The sequence below is a fragment of the Caulobacter hibisci genome (assembly GCF_016135805.1).
GTDB classification, from domain to species: Bacteria; Pseudomonadota; Alphaproteobacteria; order Caulobacterales; family Caulobacteraceae; genus Caulobacter; species Caulobacter hibisci.
In genome coordinates, this window is record NZ_JADWOX010000020.1 from 88,267 (window position 1) to 107,100 (window position 18,834).

An 18,834-nucleotide genomic window follows, 5' to 3' on the forward strand; every position below is an offset into this window, starting at 1 on the left:
CTCCCTCTGGGGGAGGCGATCGCGCAGCGATCGGTGGGGGGAGTTTTGCAAGGACGATCCGCCCCCTCGGAAGCTGAAAACGGCCCCCCTCCGGCCTTCGGCCGCCTCCCCCACAGGGGGAGGTTCCTTTGATCCGCGAGGACTTCCGCGAGATCCTGCGCCTCGTCCGCCCCGGCGCGCGGGTGCTCGATGTCGGCTGCGGGGAGGGGGCGCTACTGGAGCTGCTGACCCAGGAGAAGCAGGTCGATGGCCGGGGACTGGAGATCAGCGCCCACGGCGTGGCCGCCTGCATGGCGCGGGGGCTGTCGGTGGTGCAGGGGGACGCCGACCAGGATCTCGACCACTTCCCCGACAAGACCTTCGACTACGCGGTGCTGTCCCAGACCCTGCAGGCCACCCGCAAGCCGCGCCACGTGCTGGACGAGCTGCTGCGGATCGCCGACCGGGCCATCGTCTCGTTCCCCAATTTCGGCCATTGGAGCGTGCGCTGGTCGCTGCTCAGCCGAGGAAGGATGCCGCAGACCAAGGCCCTGCCGACCCCCTGGTGGTCGACGCCCAACATCCACCTGTGCACTCTGGCCGACTTCATGGCCCTGACGCAGGACCTGGGCGTGCGGGTCGACGCCAGCGCCGCCTTCGCCGGCAAGGGTCCGGCGCGCGCCATCGACCCGACCAAGGCCCTGGAAAACTGGCGCTCGGAGAGCTGCCTGTTCCTGCTCAGCCGCGGCGCTCCTGCCCAGAGGGTGGAACCTAGCGCCGTTTCAGGCGATCTCCTGATCCCATGAAGCTGCGGCTGATGACCTATAACGTCCACCGTTGCGTGGGCGGCGACCGCAGGCTCGACGTCGAACGCGTGGCCGAGGTGATCTCGGCCCACGAGCCGGACGTCGTGGCCTTGCAGGAACTCGACGTGGGCCGGCTGCGCACCGGCAACGTCGATCAGGCCCACCGCTTGGCCGAACTCCTGAAGATGGGCTTCCACTTCCACCCGGCCATGACGGTGGAGGAGGAGCTCTATGGCGACGCCATCCTCACCCACCTGCCCGAGAAGCTGATCAAGTCCGGCCCGCTGCCGTTCTATCGCGCCGTGCCGGGGCTGGAGCCGCGCGGGGCGCTTTGGGTCGAGGTGATGGTCGGCGGCAAGCCGGTGCAGATCATCAACGCCCACCTTGGTCTGGTGCCCCAGGAGCAGAAGCGCCAGGCCGCCGCCCTGGTCGGCGAAAGCTGGATGGCGTCCGACCGCTGGACCGCGCCGGGCGTGCTGCTGGGCGACTTCAACGCCACCCCCTATTCGGCCACCTACCGCCTGCTGAAGGCCGCCGCCCGCGACGCCCAGACCGTCTCGGCCGGCTGGGGCAAGGCCCCGACCGCGACCTTCCCGTCGAACTTCCCGTTCATGCGCATCGACCACGTGTTCCTGACCAAGGGCCTGCGCACGGTGAACGTCTTCTCGCCGTATGACGCCCTGGCGCGGGTGGCGTCGGATCACCTACCGCTGGTGGTGGACCTGGAGATTGAGGACTGAGCGGAAGGCCGGAAATCCCGTCAGGATTTTGGGGCGGGAGGATCCGCTCCCGCTATCGACCGCTCCCGAGATCATACAGGCGCGGATCGCCAGCCCTGTAGACGTCTCCGTAGAAGGTGGCGCTTGCCTGCCCGGGCAGGAGGATCGGCCTGACGCATCGCCCCGTGACGATGGAACGGATCGCCTCGACGAAGGTCTCTCCGGCGAACCAGGGGGTCTCCATCATGTCGCTGGTTCCGAAACAGCGTCCGGACGCGCCGATATGGAGGACGGCGTAATCCGCATGGGTACGCCCGATTGCGATGAGGCGCTCGCCGGACAGCCTCTGGATTTCCTGTATCTCGGCCGGCGCATGAATTTCGCCGGTGAAGACGACGTCTCCCGCCGCGCACTCGACCCCCGTCGTGTTCTTGCCGACCTGGAGGCCGGAAAAGGCCTCGAGAATCGACCTGGCGGGATGATCCGCCGGCAGCCCGGGCGCTGTCCTGGCGCGTCGATCGGGTTTCCATCCGGCGTGAGCGAAAAGCGCCATCAGGTCGGGTGGGAGATCGTGCATCGGCCTTGGCGTGATGGCGAGCGTACAGGGCGATTCTAGACGCAGAATCTACAGCTGCAAATGCTCCGGCGGCGCGGGTGGTGGCTCCGTCAGCCGAGCCAGGTCGTGCTTCAGGCGCTTGCGGCGGCCCCAGGGGCGCCAGGCGTCGTCGGGGGCGATGGCGTCGCCCAGGCTCCAGTCGGCGACGAACTTCTTGAAGCCCTTCAGCGGCACGGCGCCCACCGGCTCCAGCCGGCGCGGGCCGGTCTTGCCGTCGAGGGCGTCGATGGCCGGGCCCAGGCCGCCGTATTCGAGGAAGGCCTCCAGCAGCACCTCGGTCTCGACCCCCAGGAAGTGGCCGACCAGCCGGCCCAGGAAGGCGGCGATGGCCAGGCGCTCGTCCTCGTCGCGGGCCTCGAAGCCGATGTCGCACTCGGTGTCGAGGCCGATGGAGCGGTTGTTGAGATTGGCCGAGCCCAGCCGCAGCACCCGGTCGTCGGCGACCGCCACCTTGGAGTGGACGATGATCGGCGCGCCCTTGGGCGTGCGGGCGCTGAAGGCCGAGAAGCGGCCGTGGACGTCGACCTCGCGCAGGCGGTTGATGGCCGCCGTGCGGGCGCTGTCCATGGTGATCTGGTCGAAATAGCTGGGGCTGCGGGCCGGACCGATGGTCACCACCTCGGGGCCGTCGGGCTCGGCCAGGCGCTCGGCCAGGGCTTCGACGACGATCGGCGAGGTCAGGTACTGGTTCTCCACATAGATCAGCCATTGGGCCGTGCGGATCATCTGCAGGTGCAACTGCAGGCACTCGGTGACCTCGACATCGTGGCGCCAGGCCGGCTGGGTGCGGGCGATGCCAACCGGCAGGCGGCGCAGCAGCGGCGTCAGATGCTCGGGCCAGGGCGTGATCGCCGGCCGCTCGGGCGGATCCAGGGTTTCGCCGGTGGCCTTGCGCCAGCGCTCGGCGAACAGGTCGCCCAGGGCCGCGGCGGCCGGCCCGTCGACCAGGGCGGCGACCTCGTGGCGGGCCGGATAGTGGCGCCCGGTCGGCAGGCGCCGGCGCGGGTCGTTGTCGAGGTGGGCGGTGGTGTCCCAGCGGTCGACGCCGATGTCGCCGCCGCTGAGCAGGGCGCTGACGCCGTCGACCACGACCACCTTCTGGTGATGGCAGGCGCTGGCCGGCAGGGTGTTGTCCAGCCGGTACTTGACCTTGGAGCCGGCGAAGAAGGCCGCGCCGCGCTGCGGGCCGAACAGCTGCGAGGCGGCGATCGGGAACGGCATGTCCCAGGCCAGCACCCGCACGTCCAGCGCCGGGTTCAGCGCCGCCTGCCGGCGCAGCAGCAGGCCGATGCGGTCGGCGTGCTCGGGATCGCGGCTCTTCTTGACGCGGTCGGGATCGAGCCTCGTCAGCGGATCGAACACCCAGGCCAGGATCCAGATCGAGTGCTTGGCCGACAGCAGCAGGGCCTTAAGCGCGTCGAAGGCCTCGTCGTTGTCGATGAACAGCGCCAGCCGGTCGGCGGTCTCGACCCGCCAACAGGTCGAGCCCGGACAGAAGACGGATTCGGATTCTGCCATGACGCCCCTACGCCGCTACTCCGCTCGAAAACGTGCGGCGTCGAATATGGCTCCGCTTGGCGGAAAGATCAGCCGGCGATGGCGGCGGCGTCGCGCTCGCCGGTGCGGATGCGCAGGGCCTGCTCCAGGTCCATGACGAACACCTTGCCGTCGCCGATCTTGCCGGTGTTGGCGGTGCGTTGCAGGGCCTCGATGACGGCGTCGGCCACGTCGGTGGGCACGGCGATCTCGAGCTTGACCTTCGGCAGCAGCTTCACCTCGTACTCGGCGCCGCGATAGACCTCGGTCTTGCCCTTCTGGCGGCCGTAGCCGCGGACTTCGGTCACCGTCAGGCCGGAGGCGCCGGCTTCTGTGACCGCTTCGAGCACGGCGTCCAGACGGCTGGGCTTGATCACGGCGACGATCATCTTCATGGCGCGGCTTCCCCTTGATACGCGGCCGGTTACGGCTGTGTCGGCGACTCAAGGCTAGGCCCTGCCGCCACAGCTTCCAATAGTGTTCCGGTCCTTACGGTTCCCGGCGCCTTCCGAACAGGCGCCGCGCCGGCCGGCACCGGCGGCATGACCGGCGCGAACACCCGCGCCCGGGCCCGGGTGCCGCGCGGCTTGACCGCGAAGGTCTGCTTGACGGCTTCCATCAGGATCAGGCCGGCGAAGCGCGGCCACAGGCGCGCGCCGACCTGTTCGAAGCCCTCGGCCCAGCCGGCGGTGAAGGCCAGCGGCGGGGCGTAGAGCGCCCGCGTCCAGCCGGCGGGCTCCAGGTCGGCCTCGCGCAGCAAGTTCTCCAGCTGGCTGCGGCTGAACGGGCGCCCGTGCCCGAACGGCGTGCTTTCCGCCCCGGCCCAGACCCCATCGCGCGAAGCCACGGCGACGATCAGCCGGCCCGACGGGGCCATCACCCGCCACAGCTCGCGCAGCACGGCGGCCGGATCGTCGGCCTCTTCCAGGGCGTGGACGGCCAGGATGCGGTCGAACATGGCGTTGGGAAAGGGCAGGGCGGTTTCTTCCACCAGGGTCGCCTGGTTGGGGCTGGCCTGGTTGCGCTCGCCGCCGGGCCAGACCTCGACGCCCTGCGTCGCCGGCATGGCCGCCACCACGCGGCGGGCCTTGGCGCGGGCCTGGTCGAGGAAGGGGGTGGCGTAGCCCAGGCCCAGCACGTCCAGCCCATTGGCGTCGCCCCAGGCCTCGGCCACCTTGCGGCCGAGCATCTCCCGCGCCACCCGGCCCAGCGGGGCGGCGTAGAAGGCTCTGAGGTCGAGCACGTCGCGGCGCATTGAGTCTCCGTGGCGTCGAGGCCATCTATGTAGGCGGGCGAATCCCCCGCGTCACGCCCGCCGACCCCAGTCCGTGACCAAGGCCGCCCGCATGCCGCTGCAAATCCACCAGTTCCCCTGCCTCTCCGACAATTACGGCTTTCTCGTGCGCGACGTCGCCACCGGCAAGACCGCCTGCATCGACACGCCGGAGGCCGACGCCATCCTGCTGCAGCTGGAAAAGCTGGGCTGGGGCCTCGACATGATCCTCAACACCCACTGGCATCCCGACCACGCCGGCGGCAACGAGGCGATCAAGGCCGCCACCGGCGCGACCATCATCGGCCCCCAGGAGGTGACCCGCATCGCGCCGCTGGACCGCGCGGTGGTCGGCGGCGATGTGGTCGAACTGGGCGAGACGCGGTTCTCGGTCATCGACAGCGGCGGCCACACCCTGGGCCATGTGGCCTATCACGACGCACTAGACGCCGTGGCCTTCGTCGGCGACACCCTGTTCGCCCTGGGCTGCGGGCGGATGTTCGAGGGCGATCCCGAGCAGATGTGGGCCTCGCTGTCGCGGCTGGCGGCCCTGCCCGACGACACCACCGTCTACTGCGCCCACGAATACACCGCCTCCAACGCCCGCTTCGCTTTGTCGGTCGACGCCGACCCGGTGCTGAAGGCGCGGACGGACGACGTGTTCGCCGCCCGCGAGCGCGGCGAGGCCACCGTGCCCACCACCATTGGCCTTGAGAAGGCCACCAACCCCTTCCTGCGCGCGCCGCTGCTGCGGCCGGGCCTGGCGCCGGCCCAGGCCTTCGCCGAAATCCGCGCGGCCAAGGACGGTTTCAAGGGATGAGTGCGATGAGCGTTTTGGGCATTTCCGGCGCAGCCCTTTCGGGTGATTTGGGCGCCCAGGAGATCGTGCGCCTGCTCGGCATGGCGCCGCATCCCGAAGGCGGCTGGTACGTGCGGGTGTTCGAGGACGCCCCCAACGCCGAGGGCCGCCCGGCCTCGACGGCAATCTACTACCTGCTGGAGGCCGAACAGATGTCGGCCTGGCATCGCATCGACGCGGTCGAGGTCTGGCATTGGTACGCCGGCGCCCCGATCTCGCTGACCCTGTCGCCGCCCGACGGCGTCGGCATGACGCCCCACACCCTGGGTCCGGACCTGCGGGCCGGCTGCCGGCCGCAGGTGGTGGTGCCGGTCGGCTGGTGGCAGACGGCGGTGTCGCTGGGGGCCTGGACGCTGGTCGGCTGCACCGTGGCGCCGGGGTTCAGCTTCGAGGGGTTCGAACTGGCGCCCGACGGGTGGCGGCCCCGGGCGTAGGCCTGAGCCTTAAGGCGTCGCTCAAGGAACCTCCCCCTGTGGGGGAGGCGATCGCGCAGCGATCGGAGGGGGGAGTGTCGACAAAGCTGGCTTTGTCAGCGGCGGCTGAAAGCGGCCCCCCACCGGCCTTCGGCCGCCTCCCCCACAGGGGGAGGTTCCTCCAGGATGGCCTTCGCCCGCACCTCTTTCTTCAAGGAAAGGGTCTCTGATTACCGAGCCTTCCACTCCGCCTTCGTCTGCGCCCAGATCTCGTTCGGCACGTCCGCATAGGGCGCCGGCAGGGGCTTGGGCCCCCGGTTCCTGGACCCCAGCCGGATCGCCACCTGCTGCGAGGGCGCGTTCTCCGGGTGGATGCAGTGGATCACCTCGTCCCAACCTAGGTGGTCGAAGGCCCAGTCGATGCTCGCGGCGGCGGCTTCCACCGCATAACCCTTGCCCCAGGCGCTGCGCAGCAGGCCCCAGCCGACCTCGGTTCCGGGCCAGCCCTCGGGCCGCCAGGGACCGATGCGGCCCAGCCAGGCGCCCGTCTCCTTGTCGATCAGCGAGAACATGCCAAAGCCGTTGATCGCCCACGAGCCGGCCATGCTGGCCATGCCGCGCCAGGCGGTTTCGCGGCTCTGGTAACCGCCGATATATTGCGCGGCCTCGGCGTCGCCCATCAGCTGCGCCCAGCCGTCGAGGTCTTCGGCGGCGGTGGGGCGCAGGATCAGGCGGGCGGTCTCCAGGGTGGGACCGGGTGCTATCGCCATCGAACTTCCTCCCTCGTTTTTCTTCTTTCAGATCACGCAGGCGGCCAGGCCGTCGCGGCGCACCGTGCCCGAGGCCGCGCCGATCCTGCGCGAACGCTTCTGGACGTAGCGGCCGGGCTTGACCGCCTTCCACTTCAGCGGGCTGGGCAGGATCGCCGCCAGCCGCGCCGACTGGGCCGGCGTCAGCTTGGCGGCGCTGGTCTTGAAATAGCGCTGGGCGGCGGCTTCGGCGCCGTAGATGCCGGGACCGAACTCGATGGAGTTCAGATAGACCTCCATGATCCGCTGCTTGCCCCAGCCGATCTCGATCAGCACCGTGAACCAGGCCTCCAGCCCCTTGCGCAGGTAGGAGCGGTCCGGCCACAGGAAGACGTTCTTGGCGGTCTGCTGGCTGATGGTCGAGCCGCCGCGCACCTTTCCGCCCTTCTCGTTGCTGGCATAGGCCTTCTGCAGGGCCTCGACGTCGAAGCCGTGGTGCTCGCAGAAGCGGGCGTCCTCGGCGGCGATCAGGGCGCGCGGCAGGCTGGGCGAGACCTTGGACAGCGGCCGCCAGCGGTGGTCCCAGCCCTTGCCCTCGACCGCGCGGATGACCATCAGCGGCGTCGCCGGCACCGGGACGAAGCGATAGACCAGCACGGCCAGGATCGGGCCGGCCACCAGCAGGATGAACAGCGCCAGGACGATGTTGCGCAGCAGAACCTTCAAACCCGACGCCCCTTGCCTTGACCTTGCGGCCGGATGCTAGCCAACCCTAAGCGCTCTCGATAGGGCGCGTTGGTTAGGGAGGCCTTGATGGACGTATCTACTGCGGTCGCCGCGCGGTTTTCGGCCCGGGCCTTCAAGGCCGATCCGGTTTCGGGCGAGACGGTGCGGGCGATCCTCGAGGCCGCCGCCCGCGCGCCGTCGGGGGGAAACCTCCAGCCCTGGAAGGTGCACGCCATCGCCGGCGAGGTGATGGCCGATTTCAAGGCGCAGGTCGCCGCGCGGCTGGGTTCGCCCGACGAGGCGCAGTACGCGGTCTATCCGGCCAATCTCTGGGAGCCCTTCCGCAGCCGCCGCTTCCAGGTTGGCGAGGACCTCTACGGCGCGCTGGAAATCCCCCGCGAGAACAAGATGGGCCGCCTGATGCAGTTCGCCCGCAACGCCGAGTTCTTCGGGGCGCCGGTGGGGCTGTTCTTCTCCATCGACCGCAAGCTGGGCCCGCCGCAGTGGTCGGATCTCGGCATGTACATGCAGACCGTGATGCTGCTGGCGACGGAAGCGGGCCTGGCTACCTGCGCCCAGGAGTTCTGGTCGGCCTACGGCGCGCTGTCGGCACAGTTTCTGGGTCTGCCCGACGACCACATGGTGTTCTCAGGGATGGCCCTGGGCGTCGCCGACGAGGACGCGGCGGTGAACCAGTGGCGCTCGCGGCGCGACGGGTTCGAGGTGTGGGGGGAGCTCAGAGGTTTTTGATCTGGGGTCCCATAACTCCCGTCATTCCCGCCCTTGTGGCGGGAACCCCTCTGTCAGCCGCAGGGGCGGATGAGGCGGATCGCTGGCGATCCGCTTGTACTTCACGTGCGAGCGGAACCAGGGGTTCCCGCCACAAGGGCGGGAATGACGGGAAGTAAGTAGAAGCGGCTACCGCATCCCATACGAAAAAGCCCCGGCCGTTTCCGGCCGGGGCTCTTCGTCAGACGTCTAAGCCGAAGCTCAGGCCGGTTGCTTGACGCCGGCTTCGGCCAGCCATTCCAGGATCTTGGCCTTGGGCATGGCGCCGACCTTCATCGAGGTCATCTGGCCGCCGCGGAACAGCATCATGGTCGGGATGCCGCGCACGCCGTAGCGCGACGGGGTCGTCGGGCTGTCTTCGATATTGACCTTGGCGACGACCACGTGGTCGGCGAGCTCTTCGGAGATCTGCTCCAGGGCCGGGGCGATCTGCTTGCACGGGCCGCACCATTCGGCCCAGAAGTCGACGAGCACGGGGCCCTCGGCTTGCAGGACGTCTTGTTCGAAGCTGGCGTCGGTCACCGTCACGGTGCTCATGGGTAGGCTCCTGGCTGGCGGCGCGGCTCGGGGGCGGTCGCGGCGCGGATAATTCGAAACAGCGGCGGTTCCAACCGCCTCTTGCTCGAAGATGTAGGCGCGGGCAAGCCGCCCGGCAATAACTCAGAACAGGCGCGAAAGCGCCGCGGCCCGCACCTTTTCTGGAACGGCCATCAGTTTGGGACCGTCCGTCCACACGATCGCCGCCTCGATCTCGCGACCCGGGAAGATCTCGGCCAACACCGCCGCATAGACGGCCATCTGGGCCAGATAGGCCGGGTCGGCGTCCTCGATGCGGTCGGGCGAGGGGCGGTTGGTCTTGTAGTCGACGACCAGCACCCGGTCCGGCGCCACCACCAGCCGGTCGACCCGGCCGGAGATCGCCATGCCCTTGGGCAGCTTGGCGGCCGCGCCGGCCAGGGCGGCCTCGGCGCGCGAGCCGGGCCCGAAGACGGCGGCGAAGCGGTCGTCCTCCAGCACCCCGAAGGCGGCGGCGGTCATCTCGGTCCGCTGGGCGTCGGTCAGGTCGCGTTCGGCCGCCAGCAGGCGCGCGGCGGCGCTCCGCCGTTCGGCTGGGGCGATGTCGGGCAGCAGTTGCAGCAGCCGGTGGATCACCTCGCCCCGGCGATAGCGGCCCAGGCCCTCGATTTTCGCCAGGGGCGAGGGGGCCGAGCCGACCGCCTCCTCCTCGGCCTCCAGCGCCGAGGGGGCGGCCCAGCGGGTTCCGGCGGCGACGGGGTCGGCGGCCTTGCGCGCCCAGTCGGGCAGGACGTGAAGCGCGGTCTCGGCGACCTGCGCCGCTGGCGGGGCGGGAACCGGATCGGGGCCATAGCGCAGCACGCCGTCCTCATCGATCGTGCGCACCTCGCCCTCGATCGCCGCATGGGCGAAGGCGGCGCGGGCGGCGGCGTACCAGCCGCCGACGTTCTCGTCCTTGGTGCGGGCGTCGATGCGGCCGCAGAGGATCAGGCGGTCGCGCGCCCGGGTCAGGCCCACATAGAGCAGGCGATAGGCCTCCTGCTGGGCCTTGTCCTCGCGCAGCTTGCGCGCCGTCGCCGAGGCCTCGCAGTCCTGCTTGCCCGAGGTGCACCAGACATAGCCCTTGTCGCCATTCTCGTTGACAGTGGCCAGCAGCGGCGAGCCCCGCGCCCCGCCCTTCATCGTCGTCTCGGGCAGGAAGACGATCGGCGCCTCCAGCCCCTTGGCGCCGTGGGCGGTCATCACCCGCACCTGCCGGCGAACGCCCTCCATCTCGCGCTTGACCACGATGTCCAGCGCCGCGAACTCCGCGACCAGGGTCTCGAGATCGCGCACCCCCCGGGCCTCGGCGTTGGTGATCTGGGTCAGGAATTCGTCCAGCGCGTCGGCGGCCTCTTCGCCCAGGCGCGTGAGGGCGCGGGCGCGGTTGCTGATCCCGTTGATGTCCAGCTTGCCCAGGAACAGGGCGTAGAACTCGTAGGGCTGGCGGCGACGGCGGGCGGTCAGGGCCCAGTCGAGCAGGGCGTGGGCCTCGCGCCACAACGGCCGCTCGTCGGCGCGGGCGATCAGGGTCGCCCACAGGGTCGCCTTTCCGCGCGGCTTGGCCAGGGCGTAGAGGTCGTCGTCTGAAAGACCGCAGAACGGGCTCTTCAGCAGCGCCGCCAGGGTCAGGTCATCGTCCGGGAACAGGCAGAACCGGCCCAGCGCCAGGAGGTCGTCGAAGACGATGTGGGCCGACAGCGACAGACGGTCGGCGCCGGCCACCGGCACGCCGCGCCGCTTCAGGGCCCGCAGCACCTCCTCGAACAGCGCCTTGCGCCGCCGCACCAGCACCAGCACGTCGCCGTAGTGGGCCGGGCGCCAGGCCCTGGCGTCCTTGTCGAACACCGCGTCGCCGCGCTCGACCAGGGCCTTGATCTCGGCGGCGATCCGTTCGGCCAGGCGGCGGTTGGCGCCCTGCTCGGTCTCGACGTCGAGCGGCGCGTCCCAGGCCTCGCGCTCGACGGCGGCCGGCTCGCGCTCCAGCGGCCACAGGTCCACGCACCCCGGATGATCGCGGCGGAAGGCCTCGTGGCCGGGGATATCCTCGCCGGTCGGGGCCAGGCCCAGCCGCGCTTCGGGGGCCTCGAACAGGGCGTCGACGAAGCTCAGCACCTGCTGGGTCGAGCGGTAGGACATCGACAGCGGCACGGCCTTGCCGGTGCGGCCGACGGCCTCGATGCGGGCGATATAGGCTTGCGTCTCGATCAGCAGCCGCTCGGGCTGGGCGCCCTGGAACGAATAGATCGACTGCTTCTCGTCGCCGACGATGAACAGGGTGCGGCCGTCCGAGGCCTTGCCGTCGCGCCCCGGCGCCCCGGCCCCGGCGAAGAAGTCCTCGGTCAGGGCCGACAGGATCTCCCACTGCTCGGGGGCGGTGTCCTGGGCCTCGTCGAGCAGGATGTGGCTGACACCGCCGTCCAGCTTGTAGAGCACCCAGGCCGCGTCGACCTTGCGGGTCAGCAGGTCGCGGGTCTTCTCGATCAGGTCGGAGAAGTCGAGCGACCCGTGGGCCTGCTTCTCCTCGATGAACTTGGCCAGGTACAGCGCCGCCAGCCGCATCGCCGCGACGCTGTCCTCGGCCACCTTGGCGGCGCGCAGATATTCGCGGGCCTCCTCCAGCCGCTCTTGCTCGGCCAGCAGCCGTTCGCGCAGGTCCTCGCGGCTTTTCAGGCCCGAGGTCTTGGCCGGCCAGGCGGCGGGCGTGCCGACGCCCTTCTCGGTGAACAGGGCGGCCAGGGCGTCTTCCAGCGTCGCGTCTGGATCGACGGCCACGGCCCGCATCAGGTCGGCGCACTTGATGTCGGTCTTGCCGCCGCCCGACAGCACGTCGGCGATCGAGCGCCACAGCACCCGGTCGAGATCGGCCATGGCCTCGGCGGCGACTTCGTCGGCGGTGGTCGGTTCGGGGAAGCCGCAGACCTCCCAGAGGTCGGCGATCACCCCCTCCAGCCCGCCGCAGCGGTCCAGATAGGCGCCGATGCCCGAGCGCTGATGCTGGAAGGTGGCGAACATCGCCTCGAACGAGGCGAAGTCCAGCGCCACCGAGAAGCGGGCATAGGCCTCGCTGAACACGTCGCCTGCGTGGGTGACGTGGTCGGCCAGCTTGTGCAGCGCCGCCTGGGCCACGGCCGACGAAGCGCCGTCGTCCATCACCTGGAAGCCGGGCGAGACCCCGGCCTCGATCGGAAAGCGCCGCAGCAGCTTCTCGCAGAAGGCGTGGATGGTCTGGATCTTCAGGCCGCCGGGGGTCTCCAGCGCCTTGGCGAACAGGCTGCGGGCCTTGGACAGGGCGGCCGCGTCGAACTCGTGGGCGGGACGGTCCACCAGGTCGGCGATCTCGGCGCGCAGGGCCTCGTCGGGCGTGATGCACCACTTGCCCAGCCGGTCGAACAGGCGGTGCTGCATCTCGGCGGCGGCGGCCTTGGTGTAGGTCACGCACAGGATCGCCGCCGGCTCGGCGCCGCCCAGCAGCAGGCGCGCGACCCGGTCGATCAGGGTCTTGGTCTTGCCCGAACCGGCGTTGGCCGTGACGAAGGCGGAGATCGCCGGGTCGGCGGCGATGCGTTGGGGGTCGAGGGGGGGCGTCACGAGGAACCTCCCCCTCTGGGGGAGGCGGCCGAAGGCCGGTGGGGGGGCGTTTTCAGCCGCCGCAGTCCTTGCCCATCTCGCAGTGTCTCCCCCCACCGATCGCTACGCGATCGCCTCCCCCAGAGGGGGAGGTTCCTTGAGGATGCGAACGCTCCCCTCATTCCCCGTCCCCTTCGTCGCCGCTGGTCGACCACTCGAACACCCGCGCCAAGTGGCCGTAGTCCCCCGCATGGTCGTGCACGAACTGCGGCGCCGTGCGCGACAGGTACGGGCGCGTCGGATCGTCGTATTTGCGGACCAGCTCGACCAGGCCGTCGAAGGCCTTGCGGGCGGCGTCCTGGCTGTCGCCGCCGGCGGATGCGCGCACCTGCTCCTCGCCGGCCGGGCGGCGGCCGGTGACGCGGATGTAGGTCAGGTCGCCGGGTTCGCGCGGTCCGATCTCCGTAAAGCCGCCGTTCTGCAGGATCGCCGCCGTCAGGGTCAGCTGCGGCGAGAAGCCGGTATCGACCTGCTTCTGGCTGGGGGCGGCGCCGGTTTTGTAGTCGAGAATGTGGGCGGCAAGGCCGTCGCGCGTCGGCTCGATGCGGTCGGCCTTGGCGGTGACGGTGAAGGGCCGGCCGTCGATCTGGAAGGTCAGTTCGCCGGCGGCCTCGACGACGATCTTCTCGGCCCCGACGCGGCGGCGGGCCTCCAGGTCCATGACCCAGGCGGCGGCCTCGCGGGCCAGGGCGCGTTCGCGGGCCAGGGCCGAGGGCGGCATGCCGGCGGCGACCAGTTCGGCGATGTAGAGGCCCTCGAAGATCTCCGCGCCATTGGCCGGCAGGGCGTCGGGGAAGGTGTCGGCGAAGGTCTCGAAGGCCGCGTGGATGGCCGTGCCGCGCGCCCGGGCTTCCACCGGCTCGTCGGGACGATCCAGCGGATAGAGCTTCAGGATATCGCGCGCCCAGACGGCGTAGGGGTCGCGGGTCAGGGCCTCGACGCGGGTGACGGCCATGCGGCGCGGGCGGTCCTCGACCGGCGGGCAGGGGGCGGGGCGCTTGACCGGGGCGTAGGGACCTGGGGCGTCCAGGGCGCGGGCCCAGTCCAGCACGTCGGCGCGGTCGGTGAGCGTGAGGCCGGCGCCGCGCGCCAGGGTCTTCAGCCGCCACAGCCAGCGGCTCTCGACGGCCGGCGCGCCGCCGCGGCGCTGGCTGTGCACCAGGATGACGTCGGGGGCGCTGGCGGCCTGGGCGAAGTCGTGGGCGGTGAGGCCGATCTTGCGCTCGGGCGGCGGCAGGCCGAGCTTGCCGCGCATCGGCCGCGACAGGAACGGGTCGATCGGCGCGGCCTGCGGCCAGACGCCTTCCTCCAGCCCGGCCAGGATCAGCCGGTCGGCGCGCACCAGACGCGCCTCGATGGCGCCCAGCATCCGCAGCTGAGGGTGCGTGGCGCCGCCGACGCGCAGGGTCTCCTCGTCGACCAGCCGGCCCAGCAGGTCGAGGAAGCCCAGCGGATTGGTCGGCGGCAGGGCCTGGCCGTCTTCGATCAGCGCCGAGACCAGGGCCGCCAAGGCTTCGCCGCCCGAGCCGGCCCACAGCAACTGCGGCTCGGCCAGGCTTTCCAGCGCCTTGGCCAGGGCTTCGGCGGCCAGGTGCGGCTGGGCGACGGGGCCGCCGGCATAGGGGGCGCAGGCGATCTCGACGGCGGCGTGGATGCGGCGGATCAGGTCCACGGCTTCCGGATATTGAACGATGCGGCGTTCCAGCGCCGCCGCGTCGGCCGGGGCCGAGCCGCGCAGGCCCTTCAGTTCTAGCGTCCGCGCGGCCTCCTCGGCCTTCAGCAGCGGATGCTTGGCGACGGCCAGCAGGCCGACGGGGTCCAGCGGCGCCAGGACGAGGCCCGCCAGCTTGCGGGCCAGGACAGCGGGCGGCGAGGCGGCCAACGGCGCGCCGGCCGAGCTGTCGGGCACGACGCCCCAGCGGGCCAGATAGAGGCCGGCGCGGCGAGCCAGCTGCTGGTCGGGGGTGACCAGGGCGGCGGTCTTGCCGTCGGTCTCCAGGGCCTCGCGCAGCAGCAGGGCGCAGGCCAGGGCCGCCTCCTCCTCGCCGGACGCATTGACCAGCGACAGGCCCGACAGGCCCTCGGCGATCGGGTCCAGCGTCGCGGACTCGGCGCGCAGCTTGGCGATCTGGGCCAGCCAGTCGGCGGTGGCCTCGGCCGGGCGCAGGGCCTCGTTGACCAGGCGCCTGCGCCAGCGGCCGCGGCTGTCGGCCTCGGTGCGCCAGCGACGGACGGCGCCGCGATCCACGCCCGCGCGATGAAGCAGCCGGCGCATGGCGCCCTGCGGGTGCTGCTCGCCGACCTGGTCCCAGGCGTCGGTCGCCAGGTCCTCGTCGAGGCCAGGCAGGACGACGCACCCCTCCGGAGCTTTGGAGATCGCGATCAGCAGGTCGCGCGTAGCCGGGGCGGTGCCGGTCGAGCCGGCGGCGACCAGCACGCCGGGCGGCGGATTGTCGGTCCACTGCTTGGCCAGCTCGCGCAGCAGCCGCACGCGCCGCTCGCTGACGTCCATCATCTGGAGGTCGGCGAGACGCGCACTCCAGCCCTCGACCATGGCCCGGATGAACCGCGCGGAGACCTGCCAGTGGGCGGCGAGATCGCCGTCGGCCAGGCCGTCGAGGCGCGCGATGATCGGCACCTCCTCGATCTGGCAGCTGTCGAGCAGGTCGGACACGGCCTTGGCCATTTCCAGCGCCTGGCCGGCGCTGGGCGGGCTGTCGAGCAGCGAGGCGTTGTCGTGCACCAGCCGCGCCAGCTCGAACCGCCGACGGCGACTGGAGACGGCCGGCGGCAGGTCGAGCGCGAGATCGCCGGGCTCGAACGGCGGCTCGCCCTCGTCCAGGTCGCCCAGGGGGCGGATCTGCGGCAGCAGCACGGCCCGTCCGCCGCCGACCGCCACGAAGGCGTCGGCCAGGGCGCGGGCGCCGCGCCGGGTCGGGGTCAGCAGGGTGGCGTGCGACAGGGCGTCGGGGCCCAGGTGGGCTAGGCGCTCGACCAGGCCGGCGGCCACGTCGTCGACGAACGGCCGGTGGGCCGGGATCGAGAACCAGCCGGATCCGGCCAGGCCGCTCATCCGCCTTCAGCCTCGGCGAGCTTGGCCTCGGCCTCGTCGCGCGCGCCGGGATCGCCGACATGCATCCAGAAGCCGTCCATGACCACGCCGTGCACCCGGCCCAGCGGAGCGAGCTTGCGCCAGATCGTCGCCAGCGAGAAGGCGCCGTCCGGGCCGCCCTCGACCAGGTCCGGCTTGCAGATGTGCACGCCCATATAGGCGTAGGGCGCGCTGGGAGCCTCGCCCCGGAAGGTCAGTACGCCGTCGTCGGCCAGGAAGAAGTCGCCGGCCCCGTCGAAGCCCAGCGTGCGGTCCAGCCGCGCCAGCAGCAGGCAGACGTCCATCCGCTCGGGATCCCAGGCCTTGGCCAAGCTGGCGATGGCGCTGTCGCCATCCTCGGTCCAGACGGAGTCGATATTGGCGACGAACACCGGCTCATCGCCCAGCAGCGGCCGGGCCTTGCGCAGGCCGCCGCCGGTTTCCAGCAGCTCGCCGCGCTCGTCGGAGATGACGATCGTCGGCGCAGCCGTGCGCGCCTTGAGGTGATCCTCAAGCCGGTCGGCGAAGGCGTGGACATTGACCACGGCGGTCTCGACCCCAGCCTGCGCCAGGCGGTCGAGCATGTGGTCCACCAGGGTGCGGCCGGCGACCTCGACCAGGGCCTTGGGCCGGTCGTTGGTCAGGGGGCGCATGCGGGTGCCGAGGCCCGCGGCCAGGACCATCGCTTTTTTCGGAGCGGCGCTCACGAGCGGGCCTCCGCCGGCACGTGGGCGTCGAACCAGGCCTTCAGGCCCGCCAGCGCCGGATCGGCCAGGCAGGAGTCGAGATAGCGCCACAGGCGGGGCATGAAGCTCTCGTATTTCGGCTTGCCGTCGCGGGTGACCAGGCGGGCGAAGATGCCGAGGATGCGGGCGATGTTGAGCGCCCCCAGCGCGTGGTAGTCGGCCAGGAATTGCGTGCGGTCGAGGTCCGGCCGGGCGGCCAGATAGCGGTCGAGGCCGCGCTGCTCGATTTCCGGCGACACGTCCCGGCGGGCGTCGTGCAGCAGCATCGAGAAGTCCCAGGCCGGGTGGGCGACCACGGCGTCCTGGAAGTCGATCAGGCCGACGCGGGCCGGGCCTTCGCGGCCCGGCAGCCACAGCAGGTTCTCGGCGTGATAGTCGCGGTGGCAGAACACGCTTGCGCCGGCCTCGGCCAGGGCGCGGATCGGATCCCACAGGGCCTGCCACTCGGCGAGGGCGGCGGCGTCGAAGGTCACGGGCTTCAGCTTGGGCAGCCACTCTACGAACAGGTCCTGCGCCATCTGCAGGGCCAGGTCGTCATAGGTCAGCAGCGGCCAGGTCGAGCCGCCGGCTTCCAGCACCGCCGGGGGCTTGGCGGCGTGCAGCGCCACTAGTGCGTCGACCGCGGCGTCGTACATCGCCGGCTCGTCGCCGCCCTTGGCGATGACGCTGGCATAGAGGTCGTCGCCCAGGTCTTCGAGCACCGCCAGGCCGAGGGCGGGTTCGGCGGCCAGCACCTCGGGGGCCGAGAGGCCCTGCGCCCGCAGCCAGCCGGCCACGGCCACGAAGGCGTCCACCCGGCCGGCGGCCAGACGGTAGGAGGCGTTGAAACCGAGAGCGCGCCGCTCGTCCGGCGTCGCGCCTGGCGGGCAGGGGGCGGTCTCCAGGGCTGGCGGCTGATCCATGAAGATATAGCTGGCGCCGTCGCGGTACAGGCGCTCGTACGACCGGGTCGAGGCGTCGCCGCCCAGCGACTGGCGGCGCACGTCCCCATAGCCGTGGCGGGCCAGGAACTCGGCCTTCAGGGTTTCGCGATCAGAGCTCAAGCTTGCGTTCCTTGAAGGCGCCGTAGGACGTGATCCGGACCCGACGCGTCTCGTCGGAAAAGTCCAGAACCGGCGAAATCTCTATATCGAGTCGGTCGGGCGGCAGACGGCCCTCCAGGCGCTGGGGCCATTCGATCAGGGCCGCGCCGTCCTCCAGCGCTTCGGCCAGGCCGATCTCGTAGGCCTCGTCGGGGTCTTCCAGGCGATAGAGGTCGAAGTGGGCCAGCGGGAAGTCGGCCGTCTCGTAGAACTGCACCAGGGTGAAGGTCGGGCTGGGCACCTCCTCGTCGGGCGAGGTCAGGGCGCGGACCAGGGCGCGGGCCAGGGTCGACTTGCCGGCGCCCAGCGGACCGTAGAGGCACAGGGCCGCGCCGGGAAACAGCACGGCGGCCAGCCGCTGGCCGAGCGCCTGGGTGGCGGCCTCGTCGGGCAGGGCGATTTCGAGGAAGGCGGCGCTCGCGGGCGCCTGTGACATGGACATCGCGCCAATCTAGAGTCCCCCACGCGGGCCTCAAGCGGCTTTCAGGAATTTTGCCGTCGCCGAAGGGCGCGCGGCGTCCTATTCACCGGCTGAGTAATTCCTAGGGGATCGGTAGAGATGAAGAAGCTGAAGCTGTGGGCGGGCCTCGTCCTGGTCGTCGCCGTGGTCGGCGCGGGTCTGTGGGCGTGGTGGAATTTCGACCTGCGCTGGCGGCCCAAGACCATCACCAAGAACCAGGCCGAGATCGCCAAGATCCTGGAAAGCTCGGGCTGGGTGTCGCCGGGCCTGAAAGGCGGCAAGCTCTACATGGTCAGCTTCCGCACCTGCCCCGACTGCGTGCGCTTCAAGAAGGAGGAGTATCCCAAGCTCCACAAGGCGGGCGTCGACACCCGCCTGATCGAGATCGCCCGCGCCGACCGCAACGGCGTGCCCAAGTCGACGCCGGTGGAGCGGGCGACGGTGGCCGAGCTGTGGATCAACCGTTCGTGGGCGCTGGCCGAGAAGTGGGACGCCACGCCGGTCGAGGCCTGGAAGGCCCCGGGGATCAAGCCCGCCGACGGCGACATCGCCCGCACCGCCGTCATCGAGGCCGGCCGCAAGTCGGTTGAGGACCTGCGGCCGCTGCTCAAGGAAAACGGCGTGAACTTCGCCTATCCGCTGCTGGTCTGGTGGACGCCGGACGGCCAGATGAAGGCCTGCGCCTGCGAGAAGCGCGAGACGTACCGGTTCGTGCGGAAGGACCTGGGGGTCTAGAAGACTAGATACTCCCCCTCTGGGGGAGGTGGCCCAGAGGGCCGGAGGGGGCCAGCACCGCCTGCGGCGG

At 71.0% G+C, this 18,834-nt stretch carries 18 protein-coding genes; 6 read left to right on the top strand and 12 right to left on the bottom strand.

Translation table 11 applies throughout. The annotated features are described in order from the left end of the window. Positions 1-128: 128 nt before the first annotated feature. Together metW and I4Q42_RS21770 are read left to right on the top strand one after the other, a co-directional pair. A complete protein-coding gene (gene metW / locus I4Q42_RS21765) occupies positions 129-785 on the top strand; it encodes a methionine biosynthesis protein MetW (protein WP_198578196.1) in 657 nt (218 codons plus the stop codon). Next, positions 782-1,525: an endonuclease/exonuclease/phosphatase family protein gene (locus I4Q42_RS21770; protein ID WP_198578197.1), complete on the top strand. Its 744-nt coding sequence runs from the start codon at positions 782-784 to the stop codon at positions 1,523-1,525. The genes metW and I4Q42_RS21770 overlap by 4 nt, the downstream gene beginning before the upstream one ends. Before the next feature lie 52 nt (positions 1,526-1,577). On the opposite strand, the gene I4Q42_RS21775 is transcribed toward I4Q42_RS21770, so the two are convergent. From I4Q42_RS21775 to I4Q42_RS21790, 4 genes are all read right to left on the bottom strand, one after another. Next, complete coding sequence (locus I4Q42_RS21775) at positions 1,578-2,081, bottom strand: SUKH-3 domain-containing protein (protein WP_198578198.1); 504 nt, start codon at positions 2,079-2,081, stop codon at positions 1,578-1,580. A gap of 48 nt (positions 2,082-2,129) precedes the next feature. Continuing rightward, the gene (locus I4Q42_RS21780; protein ID WP_198578199.1) at positions 2,130-3,638 is read right to left on the bottom strand and encodes a phospholipase D-like domain-containing protein; all 1,509 of its coding nucleotides are present in this window, start codon (positions 3,636-3,638) and stop codon (positions 2,130-2,132) included. Positions 3,639-3,706: 68 nt separating this feature from the next. Beyond that, on the bottom strand, positions 3,707-4,051 hold the full coding sequence (locus I4Q42_RS21785; protein WP_110120108.1) for a P-II family nitrogen regulator: 345 nt from the start codon (positions 4,049-4,051) through the stop codon (positions 3,707-3,709). Positions 4,052-4,080: 29 nt separating this feature from the next. Further along, positions 4,081-4,911, bottom strand: a complete 831-nt coding sequence (locus I4Q42_RS21790) for a class I SAM-dependent methyltransferase (RefSeq protein ID WP_198578200.1) — start codon at positions 4,909-4,911, stop codon at positions 4,081-4,083. A gap of 91 nt (positions 4,912-5,002) precedes the next feature. Here I4Q42_RS21790 and gloB point away from each other — a divergent pair, with 91 nt between their 5' ends. Continuing rightward, positions 5,003-5,749 (top strand): hydroxyacylglutathione hydrolase, encoded by a 747-nt coding sequence (gene gloB / locus I4Q42_RS21795; RefSeq protein ID WP_198578214.1) that lies wholly within the window; start codon positions 5,003-5,005, stop codon positions 5,747-5,749. After that, on the top strand, positions 5,746-6,222 hold the full coding sequence (locus I4Q42_RS21800; protein ID WP_198578201.1) for a cupin domain-containing protein: 477 nt from the start codon (positions 5,746-5,748) through the stop codon (positions 6,220-6,222). Before gloB ends, I4Q42_RS21800 begins: the two co-directional genes overlap by 4 nt. 209 nt (positions 6,223-6,431) lie before the next feature. Here I4Q42_RS21800 and I4Q42_RS21805 read toward each other — a convergent pair whose 3' ends face one another. Beyond that, positions 6,432-6,971 carry a GNAT family N-acetyltransferase gene (locus I4Q42_RS21805; protein ID WP_198578202.1) on the bottom strand — a complete coding sequence of 180 codons (540 nt, stop codon included), beginning with the start codon at positions 6,969-6,971 and terminating at the stop codon, positions 6,432-6,434. 27 nt (positions 6,972-6,998) lie between these two features. Beyond that, a complete protein-coding gene (mtgA, locus tag I4Q42_RS21810; RefSeq protein ID WP_198578203.1) occupies positions 6,999-7,676 on the bottom strand; it encodes a monofunctional biosynthetic peptidoglycan transglycosylase in 678 nt (225 codons plus the stop codon). A gap of 87 nt (positions 7,677-7,763) precedes the next feature. Here mtgA and I4Q42_RS21815 point away from each other — a divergent pair, with 87 nt between their 5' ends. Beyond that, entirely contained in the window at positions 7,764-8,426 is a 663-nt protein-coding gene (locus I4Q42_RS21815; protein WP_198578204.1) for a nitroreductase, read from the top strand. A gap of 240 nt (positions 8,427-8,666) precedes the next feature. On the opposite strand, the gene trxA is transcribed toward I4Q42_RS21815, so the two are convergent. The 6 genes from trxA to tsaE form a co-directional block, all read right to left on the bottom strand. After that, positions 8,667-9,002 (bottom strand): thioredoxin, encoded by a 336-nt coding sequence (trxA, locus tag I4Q42_RS21820; protein WP_198578205.1) that lies wholly within the window; start codon positions 9,000-9,002, stop codon positions 8,667-8,669. 123 nt (positions 9,003-9,125) lie between these two features. Then, entirely contained in the window at positions 9,126-12,611 is a 3,486-nt protein-coding gene (gene addA / locus I4Q42_RS21825) for a double-strand break repair helicase AddA (RefSeq protein ID WP_198578206.1), read from the bottom strand. A 157-nt stretch (positions 12,612-12,768) separates the two neighbouring features. Further along, positions 12,769-15,723 (bottom strand): double-strand break repair protein AddB, encoded by a 2,955-nt coding sequence (gene addB, locus I4Q42_RS21830; RefSeq protein ID WP_198578207.1) that lies wholly within the window; start codon positions 15,721-15,723, stop codon positions 12,769-12,771. Continuing rightward, positions 15,720-16,424 (bottom strand): N-acetylmuramate alpha-1-phosphate uridylyltransferase MurU, encoded by a 705-nt coding sequence (gene murU / locus I4Q42_RS21835; protein ID WP_198578208.1) that lies wholly within the window; start codon positions 16,422-16,424, stop codon positions 15,720-15,722. The genes addB and murU overlap by 4 nt, the downstream gene beginning before the upstream one ends. A 20-nt stretch (positions 16,425-16,444) precedes the next feature. Beyond that, positions 16,445-17,530 (bottom strand): N-acetylmuramate/N-acetylglucosamine kinase AmgK, encoded by a 1,086-nt coding sequence (gene amgK, locus I4Q42_RS21840; RefSeq protein WP_198578209.1) that lies wholly within the window; start codon positions 17,528-17,530, stop codon positions 16,445-16,447. Next, entirely contained in the window at positions 17,520-18,005 is a 486-nt protein-coding gene (gene tsaE, locus I4Q42_RS21845; protein ID WP_198578210.1) for a tRNA (adenosine(37)-N6)-threonylcarbamoyltransferase complex ATPase subunit type 1 TsaE, read from the bottom strand. The genes amgK and tsaE overlap by 11 nt, the downstream gene beginning before the upstream one ends. Positions 18,006-18,128: 123 nt before the next feature. Here tsaE and I4Q42_RS21850 point away from each other — a divergent pair, with 123 nt between their 5' ends. Beyond that, a complete protein-coding gene (locus I4Q42_RS21850; protein ID WP_198578211.1) occupies positions 18,129-18,764 on the top strand; it encodes a hypothetical protein in 636 nt (211 codons plus the stop codon). The last annotated feature ends 70 nt before the right edge of the window (positions 18,765-18,834 follow it).

Bases quoted from the DNA above. Each gene is read 5' to 3' on its own strand.
- I4Q42_RS21770 (WP_198578197.1), top strand. From the start codon at position 782: ATGAAGCTGCGGCTGATGACCTATAACGTCCACCGTTGCGTGGGCGGC.
- I4Q42_RS21775 (WP_198578198.1), bottom strand. From the start codon at position 2,081: ATGCACGATCTCCCACCCGACCTGATGGCGCTTTTCGCTCACGCCGGA.
- I4Q42_RS21780 (WP_198578199.1), bottom strand. From the start codon at position 3,638: ATGGCAGAATCCGAATCCGTCTTCTGTCCGGGCTCGACCTGTTGGCGG.
- I4Q42_RS21785 (WP_110120108.1), bottom strand. From the start codon at position 4,051: ATGAAGATGATCGTCGCCGTGATCAAGCCCAGCCGTCTGGACGCCGTG.
- I4Q42_RS21790 (WP_198578200.1), bottom strand. From the start codon at position 4,911: ATGCGCCGCGACGTGCTCGACCTCAGAGCCTTCTACGCCGCCCCGCTG.
- gloB (WP_198578214.1), top strand. From the start codon at position 5,003: ATGCCGCTGCAAATCCACCAGTTCCCCTGCCTCTCCGACAATTACGGC.
- I4Q42_RS21800 (WP_198578201.1), top strand. From the start codon at position 5,746: ATGAGTGCGATGAGCGTTTTGGGCATTTCCGGCGCAGCCCTTTCGGGT.
- I4Q42_RS21805 (WP_198578202.1), bottom strand. From the start codon at position 6,971: ATGGCGATAGCACCCGGTCCCACCCTGGAGACCGCCCGCCTGATCCTG.
- I4Q42_RS21815 (WP_198578204.1), top strand. From the start codon at position 7,764: ATGGACGTATCTACTGCGGTCGCCGCGCGGTTTTCGGCCCGGGCCTTC.
- trxA (WP_198578205.1), bottom strand. From the start codon at position 9,002: ATGAGCACCGTGACGGTGACCGACGCCAGCTTCGAACAAGACGTCCTG.
- addB (WP_198578207.1), bottom strand. From the start codon at position 15,723: ATGAGCGGCCTGGCCGGATCCGGCTGGTTCTCGATCCCGGCCCACCGG.
- murU (WP_198578208.1), bottom strand. From the start codon at position 16,424: ATGGTCCTGGCCGCGGGCCTCGGCACCCGCATGCGCCCCCTGACCAAC.
- tsaE (WP_198578210.1), bottom strand. From the start codon at position 18,005: ATGTCACAGGCGCCCGCGAGCGCCGCCTTCCTCGAAATCGCCCTGCCC.
- I4Q42_RS21850 (WP_198578211.1), top strand. From the start codon at position 18,129: ATGAAGAAGCTGAAGCTGTGGGCGGGCCTCGTCCTGGTCGTCGCCGTG.